The organism is Streptomyces shenzhenensis (assembly GCF_003688995.1).
Taxonomy (GTDB): Bacteria; Actinomycetota; Actinomycetes; order Streptomycetales; family Streptomycetaceae; genus Streptomyces; species Streptomyces shenzhenensis_A.
On record NZ_PENI01000005.1, the window covers coordinates 126,341 to 142,370 of the forward strand.

Consider the following 16,030-nt stretch of genomic DNA (forward strand, 5'->3'; position numbering starts at 1 on the left):
CGTCTTCAGCGCACCAGGAGACCGATGGCGACCGCCAGCCGTTCGAGGTAGAACTCCCGTGATGCGACCTGGTGCTTGAGGCCGATCGATGCGCTGATCATCGTCTGTGCGACGGGGATGGCCCTCTCGCGTCCCGACTCGACGGCGATCGCGTCTGTGATCAGTTCCTCGAAACGACGCGGCGTGGTCTCGACGATCTCTCCGAGGATGTCGGGATTGTTCTCGACAACCGTCGCGACATCGCGCGTCAGCGGGCCGATGTAGCGGCCCGCCCACTGGTCGAACGCTTCGACGAGGCGCTCTGAAAGGGGGCGGCCGCTGTCGGCCAGGACCTGTTCGACCGCGGTGATGTCGCGGTCCAGGGCCTGGGTGACCGCGGCACGGAACAGAGTCTCCTTCGAGGAGAAGAGGAAGTAGAGCCCGGGCCGGGAGATGTGCGCCGCCCGCGCCACCTCCTCCATCGAGGTCTTCCGGTAACCGAATCGCGCGAACGTGGCCATGGCGGACTCCAGAACCATGGTTCGACGGTCGGAATCAGCGACTGTCGACGGCGGGTGGCCGGCGTCGGGACTGCTCATGGAGCGAGCATACGAGCGAGAACCGAACTATACAAATCAAGTCTAGTGCGTATAGTTGCGCCATGAGCGCTCGCGAACCCGTCTCCACGCCCTTCACGTCCTCCAGCACCGCGGACGAGGTACTGCGGGACATCGACCTCGCCGGCGTCCGCGCGATCGTGACGGGAGCCTCCTCCGGACTCGGGATCGAGACGGCTCGTGCGCTGACCGCTGCCGGGGCGGAAGTGACGCTCGCTGTCCGGAACACGACCGCGGGTGTCGCCGTCGCCGCGACGATCGAGAAGGCGACCGGGGGTATCCGGCCCCGCGTCGTCCGGCTCGACCTCGCCGACAGGGCCTCCGTCACCCGGTTCGTCGACGCGTGGGGCGGCCCGCTTCACCTGCTCATCAACAACGCCGGCGTGGTCACCGGTGGCCTCGAACGAACGCATGAGGGCTGGGAGCTGCAATTCGCGACGAACCATCTCGGCCACTTCGCGCTGGCCACCGGCCTTCACCACGCCCTGGCCCGGGGAGCGGCCGACCGCGACGAAGCACGGATCGTCTCGGTCAGTTCGACGGCGCACATGCGGTCCGGCATCGACTTCGACGACCTCCACTTCGAGCGCCGCAGCTACCACCCGCAGATCGCCTACGCCCAGTCCAAGACGGCGAACTCCCTCTTCGCCGTCGAGGCGACCCGCCGGTGGGCGTCCGACGGCATCGTCGCCAATGCGGTGAATCCCGGCGGCGTCGCGACGGGACTGCAGCGGAACTTCACGCCGGAGCAGAAGGCGTCGCTCGACGCGGCCGAGGCTGCCGGAGTCTTCACGTACAAAACGGTCGCGCAGGGCGCCGCCACCAGTATCGTCGCGGCCGTCGCCCCCGAGTTCGCTCACTCCGGAGGCCACTATCTCGACGATGCACAAGAGGCCTACAGCGTGCCGAACGACGCCGACCTCGCGCAGCACCCGCATGGTGTCAAGGAATGGGCGCTCGACCCCGCCACCGCCAAGCGCCTCTGGACCGTCTCGACCGACCTGCTCCGCTTCTGACCTCTCGCCGCCAAGGAGAGGGGTGTCCACGTCGACGCCCTTGAGGTGGTGCTCGCGGGCGTCGTGGACGTGGACGTACGAGGGTGCGCATCGGGGAGCTCCGTGCGGAGCGGGCCGGGAGACATCCCGTGGATCTGACCCGCCGCCTCACCCGATGCCGTTCCCTGTGACCGAGCCGCTACGGGTGCGGAGGAACGTCCCTGTCCTGGCCGCCCAGCTCGTCCTTCATCTTCTGCTGGGCCGTGTCGACCTGGGACTGGTACTTGTTACCGGTCCGCTCGTCGACGTAGTCGCCGGCCTTGTCGACCCCCTTGCTCGCCTGATCCTCGTGGCCCTTGAGCATGCCCTTGAGTTTGTCCATGAGGGACATGACAACCCTCCTAGGTGATATCTAGAGGCTCTTCCTCCCCAGACATACCGGCTGGGCCGCGGGTTCGCATCTCGGCGGGCGCGGACATACGGATGCATGAGTGACCCCTATGTGCCAGTTTGTACCCTAGGTATGTCTGCCGCCGCAGAAAGGCCCGCGAGGATGACTACTCCCGGTTTCGGATTCGGACGCAGCCCGTTCGAGGAGTTCGACGAGTTGATGTCCCGCTTCTTCGGCGGGACCGGTCAGGCGGCGCCCGCCCGGCGGATCCAGCGGGTCGACATCGGCAGCCTGCTGTCGGAGCGGGGCCGCGAGCTGGTCGCGGAGGCACGGGACATCGCCGCCGCGGAGGGCAGCGAGGACCTCGACGCCCGGCAGCTGCTGGCCGCCGCCACCGAGCACGACTCGACCCGGCGCCTGATCAGCGAGGCCGGCGCGGACCCCGACGGCATCCGGGAACGGCTCGGCACCGCCGCGGGCAGCGGTGCGAAGACCGAGCCCGCCACCCTGACCCCGGCCGCCAAGCGCGCCCTGCTCGACGCCTACCAGCTCTCGCGTGCCGAGGGAGCCTCGTACATCGGCCCCGAGCACCTGCTGCGGGCGCTCGCCGCGAACCCGGAGTCGGCGGCCGGCCGGGTGCTGGCGGAGAGCGGCTGGGAACCGACCCGGATGCCCACGGAGACCGCCGCCGAGCGGCGCAGGCCCAGCAGCACGCCGACGCTGGACGAGTACGGCCGCGATCTTACCGAGGACGCCCGGGCCGGCCGCCTCGACCCGGTGATCGGCCGTGACGACGAGGTCGAGCAGACCATCGAGGTGCTGTCGCGGCGCAGCAAGAACAACCCGGTCCTCATCGGCGACCCCGGCGTCGGCAAGACCGCCATCGTGGAGGGGATCGCCCAGCGCATCACCGCCGGGGACGTGCCCCAGACCCTCAAGGACAAGCGGCTGGTCTCCCTGGACCTGGCCGGCCTGGTGGCCGGGACCAAGTACCGCGGCGAGTTCGAGGAGCGGCTGAAGAAGCTGCTCGACGAGGTCGGCGAGCACGGCGACGAACTCGTGCTGTTCCTCGACGAGTTGCACACCGTCGTCGGGGCCGGCGGGGGCGGTGAGGGCGCCCTGGACGCGGGCAACATGCTCAAGCCCGCCCTGGCCCGCGGCGAGCTGCACCTCATCGGCGCGACCACCGTGGACGAGTACCGCAAGCACATCGAGAAGGACGCAGCCCTGGAGCGCCGCTTCGCGCCGATCCTGGTCGGTGAGCCCACCGTCGACGACACCATCGCGATCCTGCACGGCCTGCGCGACCGCTACGAGGCCCACCACCAGGTCCGCATCACCGACGAGGCGGTCGTCGCCGCGGCCGAGCTGTCCGACCGCTACATCACCTCGCGCTTCCTGCCCGACAAGGCGATCGACCTGATGGACCAGGCCGCCGCGCGGGTGCGGCTGCGCGCGAAGACCCCGCTCGCCGACACCCGGGACGTCGAGGACCGGATCGCCGCGCTCAACCGGGAGAAGGACCAGGCGGTCGCCGACGAGGAGTACGAACGCGCCAAGGAGCTGCGCGACCGGATCAAGGAGGCCGAGACCCGGCTGGCCGAGGCGGCCAAGGAGGAGAAGCGGACCCCCGAGGTCACCGCCGAGGACATCGCCGAGGTGGTCTCCCGCACCACCGGCATCCCCGTCGCCCAGCTCACCGAGGAGGAGCGGGAGCGGCTGATGAAGCTGGAGGAGCACCTCCATGAGCGGGTCGTCGGCCAGGACGAGGCGATCACCGCCGTCGCGCGCGCCGTCCGGCGGGCCCGTGCGGGCATGAGCGACCCGAACCGGCCCGTGGGCAGCTTCCTGTTCCTCGGCCCGACCGGCGTCGGCAAGACCGAGCTGGCACGCGCCCTGGCCGCCGCCCTCTTCGGCGACGACAGCCGCATGATCCGGCTGGACATGAGCGAGTTCCAGGAACGGCACACCGTCTCCCGGCTGGTCGGTGCCCCGCCCGGCTACATCGGCCACGAGGAGGCCGGCCAGCTCACCGAGGCGGTGCGCAGGCAGCCGTACGCCGTGCTGCTGCTGGACGAGGTGGAGAAGGCGCACCCGGACGTCTTCAACACGCTGTTGCAGCTGCTGGACGACGGCCGGCTGACCGACTCCCAGGGGCGCACGGTCGACTTCAAGAACACGGTCGTCATCATGACGTCGAACATCGGCGCCGACCGGATCCTGGCCGCCGGCGTCGAGGACTACACGAAGGTCCGCGAGTCGGTGATGCCGGTCCTGCACCAGCGCTTCCGGCCGGAGTTCCTCAACCGCATCGACGAGATCATCGTCTTCCGCGGTCTTGACCGCGCCCAGCTGCGGCAGATCGTCGACCTGCTGCTGGAGCACACCCGGCGCCGGCTGCACGCCCAGGAGGTCGGCCTGGAGGTCACCGACGAGGCCGCCGCGCTGCTCGCGAACATCGGATATCAGCCGGACTTCGGGGCCCGCCCGCTGCGCCGCACCATCCAGCGCGAGGTCGACGACCGGCTCGCCGACCTGCTGCTGTCCGGCCGGCTGTCCGCGGGCGACCGTGCCGTGGTGGACGCGGCCGAGGGCTCGGTGACGATCCGCGCCGACAAGCCGGCGGGCGTGGCGGACTGACGGCCGCCCCCGGCGGTCACGCGGCGGCGGTCGCGGGGCGCACGATCCGGGCAAGGCGCCGGTAGGAGTCGAGCAGGGCCGCCCGGTCGTGGGTGCTGGTCGTGACCAGGACCTCGTCGGCCCCGGTCTCCTCGAGCACCGTTTCCAGCTCGTGCCCGACCCGGTCCTCGGTGCCGGCGACATGGCCGGTCAGGCCGGACTCGTAGAAGCCCCGTTCCTTCGCGGTCATGGCGCGGGTCTCCACCGCCTCGGCCGGGGGCAGCGGCGGGAAGGTGCCGTGCGTGCGGGAGTACGCCATGGACCAGGCCTCCGGGACGAGGAGCCGGCGCGCCGCCGCCTCGGTGCCGGCCACCGCGATCGTGCCGGAGATCACGACGTAGGGCTGCGACGCCCACGGCGAGGGCCGGAAACGGGTCCGGTACGCGTCGATACCGCGCAGCATCCGCTCCCGGCCGCGCAGATCGCCGATGACCAGGGGCAGCCCCATGCGGGCCGCGATGCCGGCGCCCTCGCCCATGGCGAGCACGAACGGCGGCACGCGCAGCCCCTCCGCCGGGCGGGCGTGCACGCCGGTCGGGGAGCCGCCGCGGAACCAGCCCAGCAGCTCGTCGAGGTGCGCCGCGAAGTCCTCGGCGGCGCCCTTGTCGCGCCCGAGGGCCTTGCGCACCCCGTCGGTGAAGCCCACGGAACGGCCGAGGCCCATGTCGATCCGCCCCGGATACAGCGCCTCCAGGACGCCGAACTGCTCGGCCACGACCAGGGGTTGGTGGTTGGGCAGCATCACCCCGCCGGTGCCGACCCGGATCGTGCGGGTCGCGGCGGCCACGGCCGCGGCCAGCACCGTCGGCGCGGAGCCCGCGACGCCGGGCACGCCGTGGTGCTCGGACACCCAGATCCGGTGGTAGCCGAGTGCCTCCAGCTCCCGGGCCAGCGCGACGGTGTCGCGCAGCGCCTCGGCGTGCGGGCGTCCCTCACGGGTGCGGGAGCGGTCGAGGACGGAGAACCGGGTTCTGTGGATCAGCGAGCTCACACGGGTGTCAACGCCGTGGCGGCCCCGGGATTCCCGCCAGGGGCCCGGTGCGCGCCAGGCCCAGCCGTTCTGCCGGTTGGCTAGGGTGGGCCGGATGACAGGCAGCAGCGGGCGTCCGATCGCCGTGTTCGATCTCGACAACACCCTCGCCGACACCGGGCACCGGCAGCGGTTTCTCCGGGGCAGGCCGCGCGACTGGGCCGGATTCTTCGCCGCCGCGCCGCAGGACCCGCCGATCGCCGAGGGCGTGGCGCTGGTCGAGGAGAGCGCGCGGGAGTGCGACATCGTCTATCTGACCGGGCGGCCCGAGCGCTGCCGGCGCGACACGCTGGACTGGCTCGCCGCCCAGGGCTTGCCGCAGGGCCGCCTCCTCATGCGGGCCGATGCCGACCGCAGGCCCGCCCGGTACACCAAGCTGGAGATCCTCCGCCGGCTGGCCCGGGACCGTGAGATCCGCGTCCTCGTGGACGACGACGAACTGGTGTGCGACGACGCCGAGCGGGCCGGTTTCACCGCCGTACGCGCCCGCTGGGTGAGCCGGTCCGCCGCGCTGACGGAGGCCCAGAACCACGAGGGCCGAACCTGACCGGACCGCCGCCTCAGGACTCGTCCTCGATGCGGAAACCCACCTTCAGGCCGACCTGGTAGTGCTCGATGCGCCCGTTCTCGATCTGGCCCCTGACCTGCGTCACCTCGAACCAGTCCAGGTTGCGCAGCGTCTGTCCGGCGCGGGCGATGCCGTTGCGGATGGCCTGGTCGACGCCCTCGTGCGAGGTGCCGACGATCTCGGTGACCCGGTAGGTGTGGTGGGACATGCGTGCTCCTCTCGGCCCTGACGGCGCGACGCGTCCCCCGCGCCCGGTGTGGCACGCGTCACTCCACCGTGCCGTATGCCATGGCGGAACGCGAGGCGTCGCACCCGTACCGCCGGGTAGTACTTGACCCCCGCATTGGTCCATACCAAAATCAGCACACCCGTACGAGTCACGGCTCGTCCCCCCACGTCGGGCCCCTTCCCCCTGTCCGTCAGACAGAACAGGACCCCACGTGAGACAGGTTCCGGTGCGACGCCGTCTGCTCGCCCTCTGCTGTGCGTCCGCCTTCCTCGCCGCCGGCTGCGGCATGCTGCCGGGCGGCAGCGAGCGCCACACGGTCACCGTGTGGCTGATGAAGGGCAGCGCCTCGCAGGACTTCCTGGACCGCTTCACCGAGGACTTCGAGCGCGGCCACCAGGACATCCGCCTCGAATTCCGCATCCAGGAATGGACCGGAATCGTCGACAAGGTGCACAAGACGCTCAGGGCGGGCTCCGGGACCGGCCCCGACGTCATCGAGGTCGGCAACACCCAGGTCTCGCAGTACGTCGAGGGCGGCAAGCTCACCGACCTGACGCTGGAGTCGATGCGCGACTGGGGCAAGCGCACCTGGCTGCCGGGCCTCGCCGAGCCCGGCCAGTCGGGCTCCCGCCAGTTCGGCATCCCCTGGTACGCCGCCAACCGCGTCGTCATCTATCGCAAGGACCTGTTCGAGCAGGCCGGCATCAACCGGCCGCCGAGGACCCGCGACGAGTGGCTCGCCGACACCGAGAAGCTCAACTCGGGCGGCAACCAGGGTATTTACCTGGCCGGCCAGGACTGGTACACGCTCTCCGGGTTCATCTGGGACGAGGGCGGGGAACTCGCCGACGAGACGGACGGCCTGTGGCAGGGCACCCTGGACACCCCGGCCGCGCTGCGCGGCATGGACTTCTACCGCCGGCTGCAGGCGCTCGGCGCGGGCCCCGTCGGCGCGGACGAGGAACACCCGCCGCAGGCCGGGGTGTTCGCGGACGGCAAGGTGGCGCAGATCGTGGCGGTACCCGGGCTCACCCAGTCCGTCCTCCAGCAGAATCCCGAACTCAAGGGCAAACTGGGCTACTTCCCGGTGCCCGGCCGGACCACGGGCCGGCCCGGGTCCGTGTTCACCGGCGGCTCCGACCTGGTCGTGCCGCAGAACACCGACGACCCGGACGGGGCCGTGGCCGTCGTCGCCGCGCTCACCGGCGCCAAGTGGAACACCGAACTGGCCCGCACCATGAACTACGTGCCCAACAAGACCACTCTGGCGAGCGCCGTCGACGGCGCGGAGGGGGTCGCCGCCATGGCGGCCGGTGCCGCACACGGCCGGGCGACCCCCAACACGCCTCAGTGGACCGCGGTCGAGGCCGACAACCCGATCAAGGAGTACATGACCCGGGTGCTCGGCGGCGCGGATCCGCAGACCGAGGCCCGCCGCGCCTCCGAACGGATCACGGAGGCGCTTGCGCCGAGTCTTGGGTGACGGTGCCTCACCGGGCCGTGCTCAGAGACAGGGCGAAGCGCTTCGCCCTGTCGGTCCACCAGTGGGCCGGCTCCAGTCCGGCGGCGGTCAGTTCCGCGGTCACCCCGTCCCTGCGGAACTTCGCCGACACCTCGGTGCGCAGTTCCTCGCCCGCCGCGAAGTGCACGGCGAGGTCGAGCACCGGCACCTTCACCGTCTGGGCCGTGCGGGAGCGCAGCCGCATCTCGATCCACTCGTTCTCCGCGTCCCACAGCGCCACATGGTCGAACGCGTCCGGATCGAAGTCGGCGCCCAGCTCGCGGTTGACGACGGCCAGCACGTTCTTGTCGAAGTCCGCCGTCACCCCGGCCGCGTCGTCGTACGCCCGGACCAGCGTCCGCTCGTCCTTGACCAGGTCCGTGCCGAGCAGCAGGGCGTCGCCCGGGGACAGCAGACGCCGTACCGAGGCCAGGAAGGCGGTCCGTTCGGCGGGCAGCAGATTGCCGATCGTGCCGCCGAGGAAGGCCAGCAGCCTCGGGCCGGGCGTCTGCGGCAGGGTCAGGCCGGCCGTGAAGTCCGCGATCAGGGCGTGCACGGTGAGCCCAGGACGCTCCGCGATGAGAGCCTGACCGGCCTGGACGAGCGCGCTCTCGCTGACGTCCACCGGGACGTAGACGCGCAGATCGGTGAGGGCGTCGATCAGATGCCGGGTCTTCTCCGAGGAACCGGAGCCCAGCTCCACCAGGGTGTGCGCCCGGCTCGCGGCGGCGATCTCGTCCGCCCGCGCGAGGAGGATCTCCCGCTCGGCGCGCGTCGGGTAGTACTCGGGCAGTTCGGTGATCCGGTCGAACAGTTCGCTGCCCCGTGCGTCGTAGAACCACTTCGGCGGCAGCGTCTTGGGGGTTGCGGTGAGGCCGCGGCGGACGTCGGCGCGCAGTGCCGCGTCCGTGGCGTCCTCCGGGAGGGTGCGGGTGACGTGCAGGGGAGTCACGTGCAAGGCTCCTTACGGTGCGGGTGCCGGGTCCTTGAGCGAGCTGAGCCGGACCTCGGCGCGGTCCGCCCTGAGCAGGCTGCGGTCGGGGACCTCCTGCCAGCGCGGATCGTCGTCGTACGGTTCGGAGGCGACGACGGTGCCGCCGCCCGGCCCGGTGCGGTACCAGAGGGTGTCGCCCCAGGCGGTGGCCAGAACGGCGGTGCCGTCGGTCAGCAGCAGGTTGAGCCGGGAGGCCGGGGCCGCCTCGGCCAGCTCACGGACCGTGCCGGCCAGCGCCCGGCCGGGATCCTCGCCCGCGCGCAGCCGGTGCAGCAGCAGCGCCCAGACGAACGCGGAGTCGGTGCGCGCCTCCAGCGAGAGCATCTCGACCGGCGGCAGCGCGGGGACCAGCGGCGCCGCCGCCGCGGGCCACCCGGCCACGGCGCCGTTGTGGCTGAACAGCCAGCGGTCCCCGGCGAACGGAGCTGCCGCGGCGGCCCCGTCCGCGCCGGGCAGGGTCGCGTCCCGCACCGCGGCCAGCACGGCGCCGCTGCGCACCACCCGGGCCAGGTCGGCGAAGGACGGATCGGCCCAGATCGGCCCGGACCGCCGGTAGCGCGCGGGCACCGGGTCGCCCGGCGCGTACCAGCCCACCCCGAAGCCGTCGGCGTTGACCGTCCCGTGCCGCTGCCGCCGCGGTGCCCACGACTGCCGGTACAGGCCGTGCGGCGGGTCCACCAGGAGCCGGCCGAGCGGCTCCTCGGGCCCCAGATAGGCCAGGTGCCGGCACATCAGACGGCTCCCGAGCGCGCGGTGCGGAACCCGGAGAAGATCTGCCGCCGGATCGGGTAGTCCCAGTTGCGGAACGTGCCCCGGCAGGCCACCGGGTCCACCGCGAACGAACCACCGCGCAGCACCTTGTGGTCGGACCCGAAGAACACCTCCGAGTACTCCTGGTACGGGAACGCGGTGAAGCCCGGGTAGGGCAGGAAGTCGCTCGCCGTCCACTCCCAGACGTCGCCGATCAACTGCCGTACACCCAGCGGCGAGGCACCGGCCGGATAGCTGCCGGCCGGGGCCGGGCGCAGATGGCGCTGGCCCAGGTTGGCGTGGTCGGGCGTGGGGTCGGCGTCGCCCCACGGGTAGCGCGTCGAGCGGTCCTGGACGGGATCGTGCCGGGCGGCCTTTTCCCACTCCGCCTCGGTGGGCAGCCGCCGCCCGGCCCAGCGCGCGTACGCGTCCGCCTCGTACCAGCACACGTGCAGCACCGGCTCGTCGGGCGGTACGACCTCGGTGACCCCGAAGTGCCGGCGCAGCCACTGTCCGCCGTCGCGGCGCCAGAACAGCGGCGCGGAGATGCCGTGCCGGCGGATGTGTGCCCAGCCGGCCGGGGCCCACCAGCGTTCGTCGGTGTAGCCGCCGTCCTCGATGAACGCCTGGTACGCGGCGTTCGTCACCGGGGCGGTGTCGATGTGGAAGGGCGCCACCTCACGCCGGTGCGCGGGGCGTTCGTTGTCCAGCGCCCAGGGCTCGGTGGCCGTGCCCATCGTGAACGGGCCCCCGGGGACCAGGACTTCGGCCGGACCGTCGAACGGCGGCGCCGGGGCCGGGTCGGGCGCGGACAGGGCCCGCGGGCCCGTGCGGAGCTGATGGGTGATCAGCATCGTCTCGTCGTGCTGCTGTTCGTGCTGCGCGATCATCCCGAAGGCGAAGCCCGCCTCGGTCAGCCGGCTCCCGTGGAACGCGGCGCTCTCCAGCAGGTCGAGGGCGCGGCCGCGCACCTCGGCCGCGTAGCGGCGGGCCTCGTCGGGCGGCAGCAGCGGCAGCGTGGGACGCTCGGCGCGCGGGTGCTCGAAGGCGTCGTACAGGCTGTCTATCTCCGGGCGCATCGCCTCACGCCCGCCGACCGCCCGCAGCAGCCACAGCTCCTCCTGGTTGCCGATGTGGGCGAGGTCCCACACCAGCGGTGACATCAGCGGCGAGTGCTGCGCGACGAGGTCGGGCTCCTCGACACAGCTGGTCAGCAGGGTGGTGCGGGCCCGGGCCCGGGTGAGCGAGGCCAGCGCGCGGTCGCGGACGGCCTCGCCGTCCATCTCGGGGGCGGTCATGCGGGGAAGTCCTTCCCATGAGCGGGGTGCGCCCCCATCGGACGGAGCCGGTTCCGCCCGTCCGGGGCGCGCAGTTCGTCGAGCAGGTCGTCGGCGGGGCAGCGGCCCCGGCGGACGTAGCGGTCGTGGTACGCCGCGACGGCGTCCGTGACCTCGGTGGTGGCGCCGAGCCTGGGCAGGGCCTCCAGGGCCGCCGTGAAACAGCCGATCGCCGCCTCGTGCAGCTCGGGGTCGCCGAGGCCGGAGCGTGCCGCGTCCAGCCACAGCGGGTTGTGCGGCGCGGGCAGCGCGAGCGAGCGTTCGGTCAGGGGTTTCACGGCCCGGTAGGCGGTCTCGGCGGCCTGCGGGTCGTCGAAGAGCGCGGCCGTCACCGCGAGCGGCACGATCCAGCCGTCCTCGCCGGGCTGCGCGTCGATCATGCGCAGCTCCAGGTGACCGCGCGGTCTGACCGGCGGGAACAGGGTCGTCAGATGGTAGTCGAGGTCTTCTCGGGTGGGCGCCCGGCGGGTGCGGGACCGGGTCCAGTCGCGGAAGCTGAGCCCGTCGGGGACCTCCCACGGGCCGCCGTCCCGGCGTACGCACATCACCGGCGCGTCCATGACGTGCCGGGCCCACGCGGCGCGCGGATCACCGTTCAGCGGGGGCGCCCCGGCCCGCCCCGGCCCGATCTCCATCCACAGCAGCTGCCGCGTGGAGAGCCAGCCGGTGGGCCGCCGCCCGCTCATCGGGGAGTTGGCGAACGCGGCCACCAGGACCGGGCCCAGCTGGTGCGCGAGCCACCAGCGCCGCCCGTGGCCGAGCGGTCCCGGCTCCTCGTAGCCGGCGTCCAAGGACACCTGGACGGAGGCCGAGGTGCACATCATGTGCCGGCCGGCCGGGCCCGTACGGTCGAGACAGGTCTCCATCGCCGCGTACCGGGGCTCGCGCAGGAACCGGCGGGGCGGGTGCCAGGGGTCGTGGCCGAGGCCGACCGGACGGAGGCCGTTCTGGCGCAGGGTCGCGCGGACGGCGTCGAGATCGGCGGAGACGGTGCCTATGCACTCCATCAGCGAGGCGGCGGGCGGCGAACTCAGCTCCAGCTGGCCGCCGGGCTCGACGGTGAGCGCCGACCTCAGGGGCACGGACCGCAGTGCGGCGTAGGCCGCTTCGAGTCGTTCGGGTGTCACGGGGAGCTGCGGTGTGCGCAGCTCATGGACGAGCCATTCCACTTCCACGCCGATGGTGCGGGGCGGGCCCGTCTTGAAGCAGATGCCGCGGACGAGCGCCTCGACCTCTGCTTCGGTGAGGGCGGTACGGGGTGCCGTACAGTCGCTCGCCGACGCGGTAGATGCATCCGACATGTCGGGATCCTCCTGAGATTCCACCATGCCACCGGCCCGGATTCCGGTGGAGCCGGGCGGGCACTCGTCCCACCCAAGACCCTGGGAGCGATGCGCACAAGGGTGCGCAACGGGACGTTCCGGATCCGTCACCTCCGTTTCCGTGCGCGTTTCCAGCGCGTTCCGGGGCCGGGAAAACTCCGTTGCACCGCTGCACCAGCATCACCCACGATGCGGGTATGAGCACGACGGGGGAGAGCGCACGGCGCGCGTTCAGGACGCCCACGGGGGTGGCGGAGTGAGCGCGCGGCTGCGTGCGACGGCACGGCAGACGGAGCAGATCGTGGCGGCCGGGGCCTATCGCGCACCCGGCGGGCACGAGGTCGCGCTGGCCGCCGCGATCGAGGCCGCGCGTGGCGGCACGCGGATGCACGGACCGGGGCCGGTTCAGGTGTCACAGGCCCCGCCCGCGGACACGTTCTTCGAGGTCACGGGCGAGAGCAGCCTGGAGGCCGCGGCCCGGCTGGCCGCCGCTCCGGTCGCCGTGCTGAATTTCGCCTCCGCGCGTAACCCGGGTGGCGGATACCTCAACGGCGCCCAGGCCCAGGAGGAGGCCCTGTGCCGTGCCTCCGCGCTGCACACCTGTCTGCTGCGGGCCCCGGAGTTCTACGCGCACCACCGTGCCCACCGCGATCCGTTCTACACCGACCGGGTCATCCACTCGCCGGCCGTGCCCGTCTTCCGGGACGACCGGGGCGCCCTGCTCGACGAGCCGTTCACGGCCGGATTCCTCACGGCCGCGGCGCCGAACGCCGGGGTCGTCAGGCGTGCGGCGCCGGAGCGCGCGGGCGAACTGCCGCGGGCCCTCGCCGTGCGCGCCGAGCGGGTCCTGGAGACCGCCGCGGCGCACGGCTACCGGCGCCTCGTGCTGGGCGCCTGGGGCTGCGGTGTGTTCCAGAACGACCCGGCCCAGGTGGCGCGCGCCTTCAGCGCCCTGCTCGGCCCCGGCGGGCGATTCGCGCAGTCATTCGAACATGTGGTGTTCGGGGTGCTGGCCCGGACGCCGGGAGCCGTGGTGCGGGCCGCATTCGTGCGGGCGTTCGGTGCGCCTCAGCGCCAGCCGTAGCGCTCCCGCAGCCGGTGCACCACCAGGTTGAACCGCATCCGGTCCAGAGCGCACGCCTCCCGGCGCATGCCCTGCTCGTGCAGCCGCAGCACCCGGTCCACGTCCACCCAGGAGTCACGCCCCGAGCGGTCCCACGGCCCGCTGCCGATCGGCACCCACTCCCGGTCACCGTCGTGCTGCTTGCTCGACAGTTGCACCGCCAGCAGGGTGCCGGCCGCCTCGCGGGCCACGACCAGCACCGGCCGGTCCTTGCCGCGTCCGTCGTTCTCCTCGAACGGCACCCAGGTCCACACGATCTCCCCGGGATCGGGGTCGCCGTCGTGCGCGGGCGCGTACTCGGTGCGCACCCGGCCCACCTCGCGGGGGTCGGCCTCGGCGGTGGCGGTGGGGCCGTAGCGGCCCGGGATGTCTTCATCGGTAAAGGCAGTCACGGGGGAACCCTAAGCGCTCCGCTGGAAATGCCGCGATGTGCTGTCGGTCGTCCGCGGCACCGTCGTGGCTGGTCGCGCAGTTCCCCGCGCCCCTTCGGTGCGCTGCCGAACCGCAGCGGCCGGGGTGCCGCGGATACGTCCCCGGCGGGCGAAGTCCCGTTCGGGGCCCTGGTCAGGACAGTTCGTCGGGGACGGCGACGGGGCAGGGGCGGGGGGAGTCGGTTCTGGGCCAGGGACGGTGGGTGAGCCGTTCGATGTCCGAGTTGAACTGCCGCAGGTCCGCGATGAAGCGGCGCCGGCGCTCGGGTGGCCAGTCGGCGACGACCTCGGCGAGGCCGTCGGTCATGGCCGTGCGCTGTACGGCAAGACGCCGCAGGCCCTCCTCGGTGATCCGGTACTTGCGGGCCACCCCGCCGGCCGGGTCGAGCGTCCGCTCCACCAGCCCCTGGCGCAGCAGGGCCGAGGTCTGCCGGGTGAACGTCGACGCGGCGAGCCCGAAGGCCTCGACGAACTCCGGCACGGACATCGGCCCCTGTGCCTCCAGCCTGCTGAGCAGCACATAGCCGCTGCGGTCCAGCTCGTCGCCGCCGTGCACGCCGCGGGGTGACGGCAGGTCCCGGTGGCGCGTCAGTATCAGCAGCTCCCGCTCGATGCCTTCTGCTGCCTCTCGGGCATCCACCCCGCGTCCTCCGTCCCCCGTGACCGTGGGCTCACCCTACGGTGAAAACACGCCATGCGAGCAGAAGTGCATCATGCACACTTGATGCACGATGCACAATGACAGTAGCGTCCCGTTCGTGACCGCGTCCGCGTCTGTGCGCCACACCCCCACCACACCCCCGCCATGAATCTCCCACCCCCCACGAGGAGAACCAGATGCGCCCCGACGACCAGGCCCTTCGTCTGCCCCTGCCCACCGACAGCCCCCTGGAGCCGCCCGCCGAATGGGAGCGGCTGCGCAGGCAGTGCCCGGTGGCCACCGTCGAACTCCCCAGCGGGGACCGGGCGGCCTTCCTGACCCGCTACGACCACGTCAAGGCACTGCTCACCGACGCCCGCTTCACCCGCCCGAAGGCCGGGGACGGCGCCGCCCGCATCGCCCCCGAGGGCGTGGGCGGCCCCGCGGCCGACGGCGACGGCGCGCTGACCCTGCCGGACCGCGGCGAGCCCCATCAGCGGTGGCGGCGCCAGGTCGGCAAGTACTTCACCGCCAAGCGCATGACGGCGCTGCGCCCCGGCATGGTGCGGACCGCCGAACACCTGGTGGACGAGATGATCCGGCGCGGCCGGCCCGGCGACCTCAAGGCCGGTCTCGGCTTCCCGCTGCCCGTCTACGTCATCTGCGACATCCTGGGCGTGCCCGCCGAGGACCGGGACCGTTTCTCCCACTGGTCCGACGCCTTCCTGAACGTCACCCGCTTCTCCGGCGAGCACACCAGGGCGGCCCACGACGAGTTCGTCGCGTACATGTCCGCGCACATCGAGGCGATCCGGGCACGGCCCGGAGACGACCTGCTCGGCATGCTGGTCAAGGAGCGCGAGACGGACGGCGAGGGGCTGTCCGACCAGGAACTCATCGCCACCGGCATGGGACTGCTGGTCGCGGGCCACGAGACCACCGCGAACATGATCGGCAAGATGGTCTCCCTGCTGCTCGCCGACCGCGGCCGGTGGGAGGGGCTGCTGGCCGACCCCTCGCTGGTGCGCACCGCGGTGGAGGAGTCGCTGCGGTTCGACGCCAACCTCGGCTTCGGCATGCGGCGTTACCTCACCGAGGACGTCGAGATCGACGGCGAACTGCTGCCGAGCGGCACCACCGTGGTGTGCAGCATGCCCGCCGCCAACCGCGACGAGCGGGCCTTCGCCGACGCCGACCGGATGGATCTCACCCGGTCCCCGAACCCGCACCTGACCTTCGGTGCCGGGCCGCACTCCTGCCTGGGGCAGGCACTGGCCCGTACGGAGCTCCAGGTCGCCCTGGAGGTACTGCTGCGCAAGCTGCCCACCCTCCGGCTGGCCGTGCCCGCCGAGGAACTGCCGCGAGTCCAGGGCCTCCTGGTGGGTGGCCTGAGCGCGGTACCGGTGACCTGGTGACCGGACCGCACCCCCGAGGAGAGGACCGT

General features: G+C 72.3%; 16 protein-coding genes. 6 read left to right on the forward strand and 10 right to left on the reverse strand.

Annotation, left to right across the window (positions count from 1 at the left end; genetic code table 11):
• Positions 1-5: 5 nt before the first annotated feature.
• Positions 6-518, reverse strand: coding sequence for a TetR/AcrR family transcriptional regulator (locus CTZ28_RS10290; RefSeq protein WP_259471531.1), 513 nt, complete (start codon positions 516-518; stop codon positions 6-8).
• 122 nt (positions 519-640) lie between these two features.
• On the opposite strand from CTZ28_RS10290, the gene CTZ28_RS10295 reads away from it, so the two are divergent.
• Positions 641-1,612 carry an SDR family NAD(P)-dependent oxidoreductase gene (locus CTZ28_RS10295; protein ID WP_121888992.1) on the forward strand — a complete coding sequence of 324 codons (972 nt, stop codon included), beginning with the start codon at positions 641-643 and terminating at the stop codon, positions 1,610-1,612.
• A gap of 178 nt (positions 1,613-1,790) precedes the next feature.
• Here CTZ28_RS10295 and CTZ28_RS10300 read toward each other — a convergent pair whose 3' ends face one another.
• A complete protein-coding gene (locus CTZ28_RS10300; protein WP_121888993.1) occupies positions 1,791-1,982 on the reverse strand; it encodes an antitoxin in 192 nt (63 codons plus the stop codon).
• Positions 1,983-2,144: 162 nt separating this feature from the next.
• Here CTZ28_RS10300 and CTZ28_RS10305 point away from each other — a divergent pair, with 162 nt between their 5' ends.
• Positions 2,145-4,622, forward strand: coding sequence for an ATP-dependent Clp protease ATP-binding subunit (locus CTZ28_RS10305; protein ID WP_121888994.1), 2,478 nt, complete (start codon positions 2,145-2,147; stop codon positions 4,620-4,622).
• 16 nt (positions 4,623-4,638) lie between these two features.
• Here the strand turns inward: CTZ28_RS10305 and CTZ28_RS10310 are convergent, their stop codons facing one another.
• Positions 4,639-5,652, reverse strand: a complete 1,014-nt coding sequence (locus CTZ28_RS10310) for an LLM class flavin-dependent oxidoreductase (RefSeq protein WP_121888995.1) — start codon at positions 5,650-5,652, stop codon at positions 4,639-4,641.
• Between the two features lie 94 nt (positions 5,653-5,746).
• Between CTZ28_RS10310 and CTZ28_RS10315 the strand changes: the two genes are divergently transcribed.
• Positions 5,747-6,238, forward strand: a complete 492-nt coding sequence (locus tag CTZ28_RS10315) for a phosphatase domain-containing protein (RefSeq protein ID WP_121888996.1) — start codon at positions 5,747-5,749, stop codon at positions 6,236-6,238.
• Positions 6,239-6,251: 13 nt separating this feature from the next.
• Here CTZ28_RS10315 and CTZ28_RS10320 read toward each other — a convergent pair whose 3' ends face one another.
• Positions 6,252-6,467 carry a dodecin gene (locus CTZ28_RS10320; RefSeq protein ID WP_121888997.1) on the reverse strand — a complete coding sequence of 72 codons (216 nt, stop codon included), beginning with the start codon at positions 6,465-6,467 and terminating at the stop codon, positions 6,252-6,254.
• A 247-nt stretch (positions 6,468-6,714) separates the two neighbouring features.
• Between CTZ28_RS10320 and CTZ28_RS10325 the strand changes: the two genes are divergently transcribed.
• Entirely contained in the window at positions 6,715-7,971 is a 1,257-nt protein-coding gene (locus tag CTZ28_RS10325; RefSeq protein ID WP_121888998.1) for an extracellular solute-binding protein, read from the forward strand.
• 7 nt (positions 7,972-7,978) lie between these two features.
• Here CTZ28_RS10325 and egtD read toward each other — a convergent pair whose 3' ends face one another.
• From egtD to egtA, 4 genes are read right to left on the reverse strand one after another with little or no spacing between them, the layout of a single operon-like run.
• A complete protein-coding gene (gene egtD / locus CTZ28_RS10330) occupies positions 7,979-8,941 on the reverse strand; it encodes an L-histidine N(alpha)-methyltransferase (protein WP_121888999.1) in 963 nt (320 codons plus the stop codon).
• A gap of 12 nt (positions 8,942-8,953) precedes the next feature.
• A complete protein-coding gene (gene egtC / locus CTZ28_RS10335) occupies positions 8,954-9,715 on the reverse strand; it encodes an ergothioneine biosynthesis protein EgtC (protein ID WP_121889000.1) in 762 nt (253 codons plus the stop codon).
• Positions 9,715-11,031 (reverse strand): ergothioneine biosynthesis protein EgtB, encoded by a 1,317-nt coding sequence (gene egtB / locus CTZ28_RS10340; protein ID WP_121889001.1) that lies wholly within the window; start codon positions 11,029-11,031, stop codon positions 9,715-9,717. The genes egtC and egtB overlap by 1 nt, the downstream gene beginning before the upstream one ends.
• Positions 11,028-12,371, reverse strand: coding sequence for an ergothioneine biosynthesis glutamate--cysteine ligase EgtA (egtA, locus tag CTZ28_RS10345; RefSeq protein ID WP_121889002.1), 1,344 nt, complete (start codon positions 12,369-12,371; stop codon positions 11,028-11,030). The genes egtB and egtA overlap by 4 nt, the downstream gene beginning before the upstream one ends.
• A 277-nt stretch (positions 12,372-12,648) precedes the next feature.
• Between egtA and CTZ28_RS10350 the strand changes: the two genes are divergently transcribed.
• Positions 12,649-13,476 carry a TIGR02452 family protein gene (locus CTZ28_RS10350; RefSeq protein ID WP_183154333.1) on the forward strand — a complete coding sequence of 276 codons (828 nt, stop codon included), beginning with the start codon at positions 12,649-12,651 and terminating at the stop codon, positions 13,474-13,476.
• Here CTZ28_RS10350 and CTZ28_RS10355 read toward each other — a convergent pair.
• Complete coding sequence (locus tag CTZ28_RS10355) at positions 13,461-13,907, reverse strand: type II toxin-antitoxin system PemK/MazF family toxin (RefSeq protein WP_121889004.1); 447 nt, start codon at positions 13,905-13,907, stop codon at positions 13,461-13,463. The genes CTZ28_RS10350 and CTZ28_RS10355 overlap by 16 nt on opposite strands.
• Before the next feature lie 172 nt (positions 13,908-14,079).
• Positions 14,080-14,586, reverse strand: a complete 507-nt coding sequence (locus CTZ28_RS10360) for a MarR family winged helix-turn-helix transcriptional regulator (RefSeq protein WP_121889005.1) — start codon at positions 14,584-14,586, stop codon at positions 14,080-14,082.
• 197 nt (positions 14,587-14,783) lie between these two features.
• Between CTZ28_RS10360 and CTZ28_RS10365 the strand changes: the two genes are divergently transcribed.
• Positions 14,784-16,001: a cytochrome P450 gene (locus tag CTZ28_RS10365; protein WP_121889006.1), complete on the forward strand. Its 1,218-nt coding sequence runs from the start codon at positions 14,784-14,786 to the stop codon at positions 15,999-16,001.
• The last annotated feature ends 29 nt before the right edge of the window (positions 16,002-16,030 follow it).

What these genes read in the sequence shown, in the direction of transcription:
- CTZ28_RS10290 (WP_259471531.1), bottom strand. Translation starts at nt 518, where the DNA reads ATGGTTCTGGAGTCCGCCATGGCCACGTTCGCGCGATTCGGTTACCGG.
- CTZ28_RS10295 (WP_121888992.1), top strand. Translation starts at nt 641, where the DNA reads ATGAGCGCTCGCGAACCCGTCTCCACGCCCTTCACGTCCTCCAGCACC.
- CTZ28_RS10300 (WP_121888993.1), bottom strand. Translation starts at nt 1,982, where the DNA reads ATGTCCCTCATGGACAAACTCAAGGGCATGCTCAAGGGCCACGAGGAT.
- CTZ28_RS10305 (WP_121888994.1), top strand. Translation starts at nt 2,145, where the DNA reads ATGACTACTCCCGGTTTCGGATTCGGACGCAGCCCGTTCGAGGAGTTC.
- CTZ28_RS10315 (WP_121888996.1), top strand. Translation starts at nt 5,747, where the DNA reads ATGACAGGCAGCAGCGGGCGTCCGATCGCCGTGTTCGATCTCGACAAC.
- CTZ28_RS10320 (WP_121888997.1), bottom strand. Translation starts at nt 6,467, where the DNA reads ATGTCCCACCACACCTACCGGGTCACCGAGATCGTCGGCACCTCGCAC.
- egtC (WP_121889000.1), bottom strand. Translation starts at nt 9,715, where the DNA reads ATGTGCCGGCACCTGGCCTATCTGGGGCCCGAGGAGCCGCTCGGCCGG.
- egtB (WP_121889001.1), bottom strand. Translation starts at nt 11,031, where the DNA reads ATGACCGCCCCCGAGATGGACGGCGAGGCCGTCCGCGACCGCGCGCTG.
- egtA (WP_121889002.1), bottom strand. Translation starts at nt 12,371, where the DNA reads ATGTCGGATGCATCTACCGCGTCGGCGAGCGACTGTACGGCACCCCGT.
- CTZ28_RS10365 (WP_121889006.1), top strand. Translation starts at nt 14,784, where the DNA reads ATGCGCCCCGACGACCAGGCCCTTCGTCTGCCCCTGCCCACCGACAGC.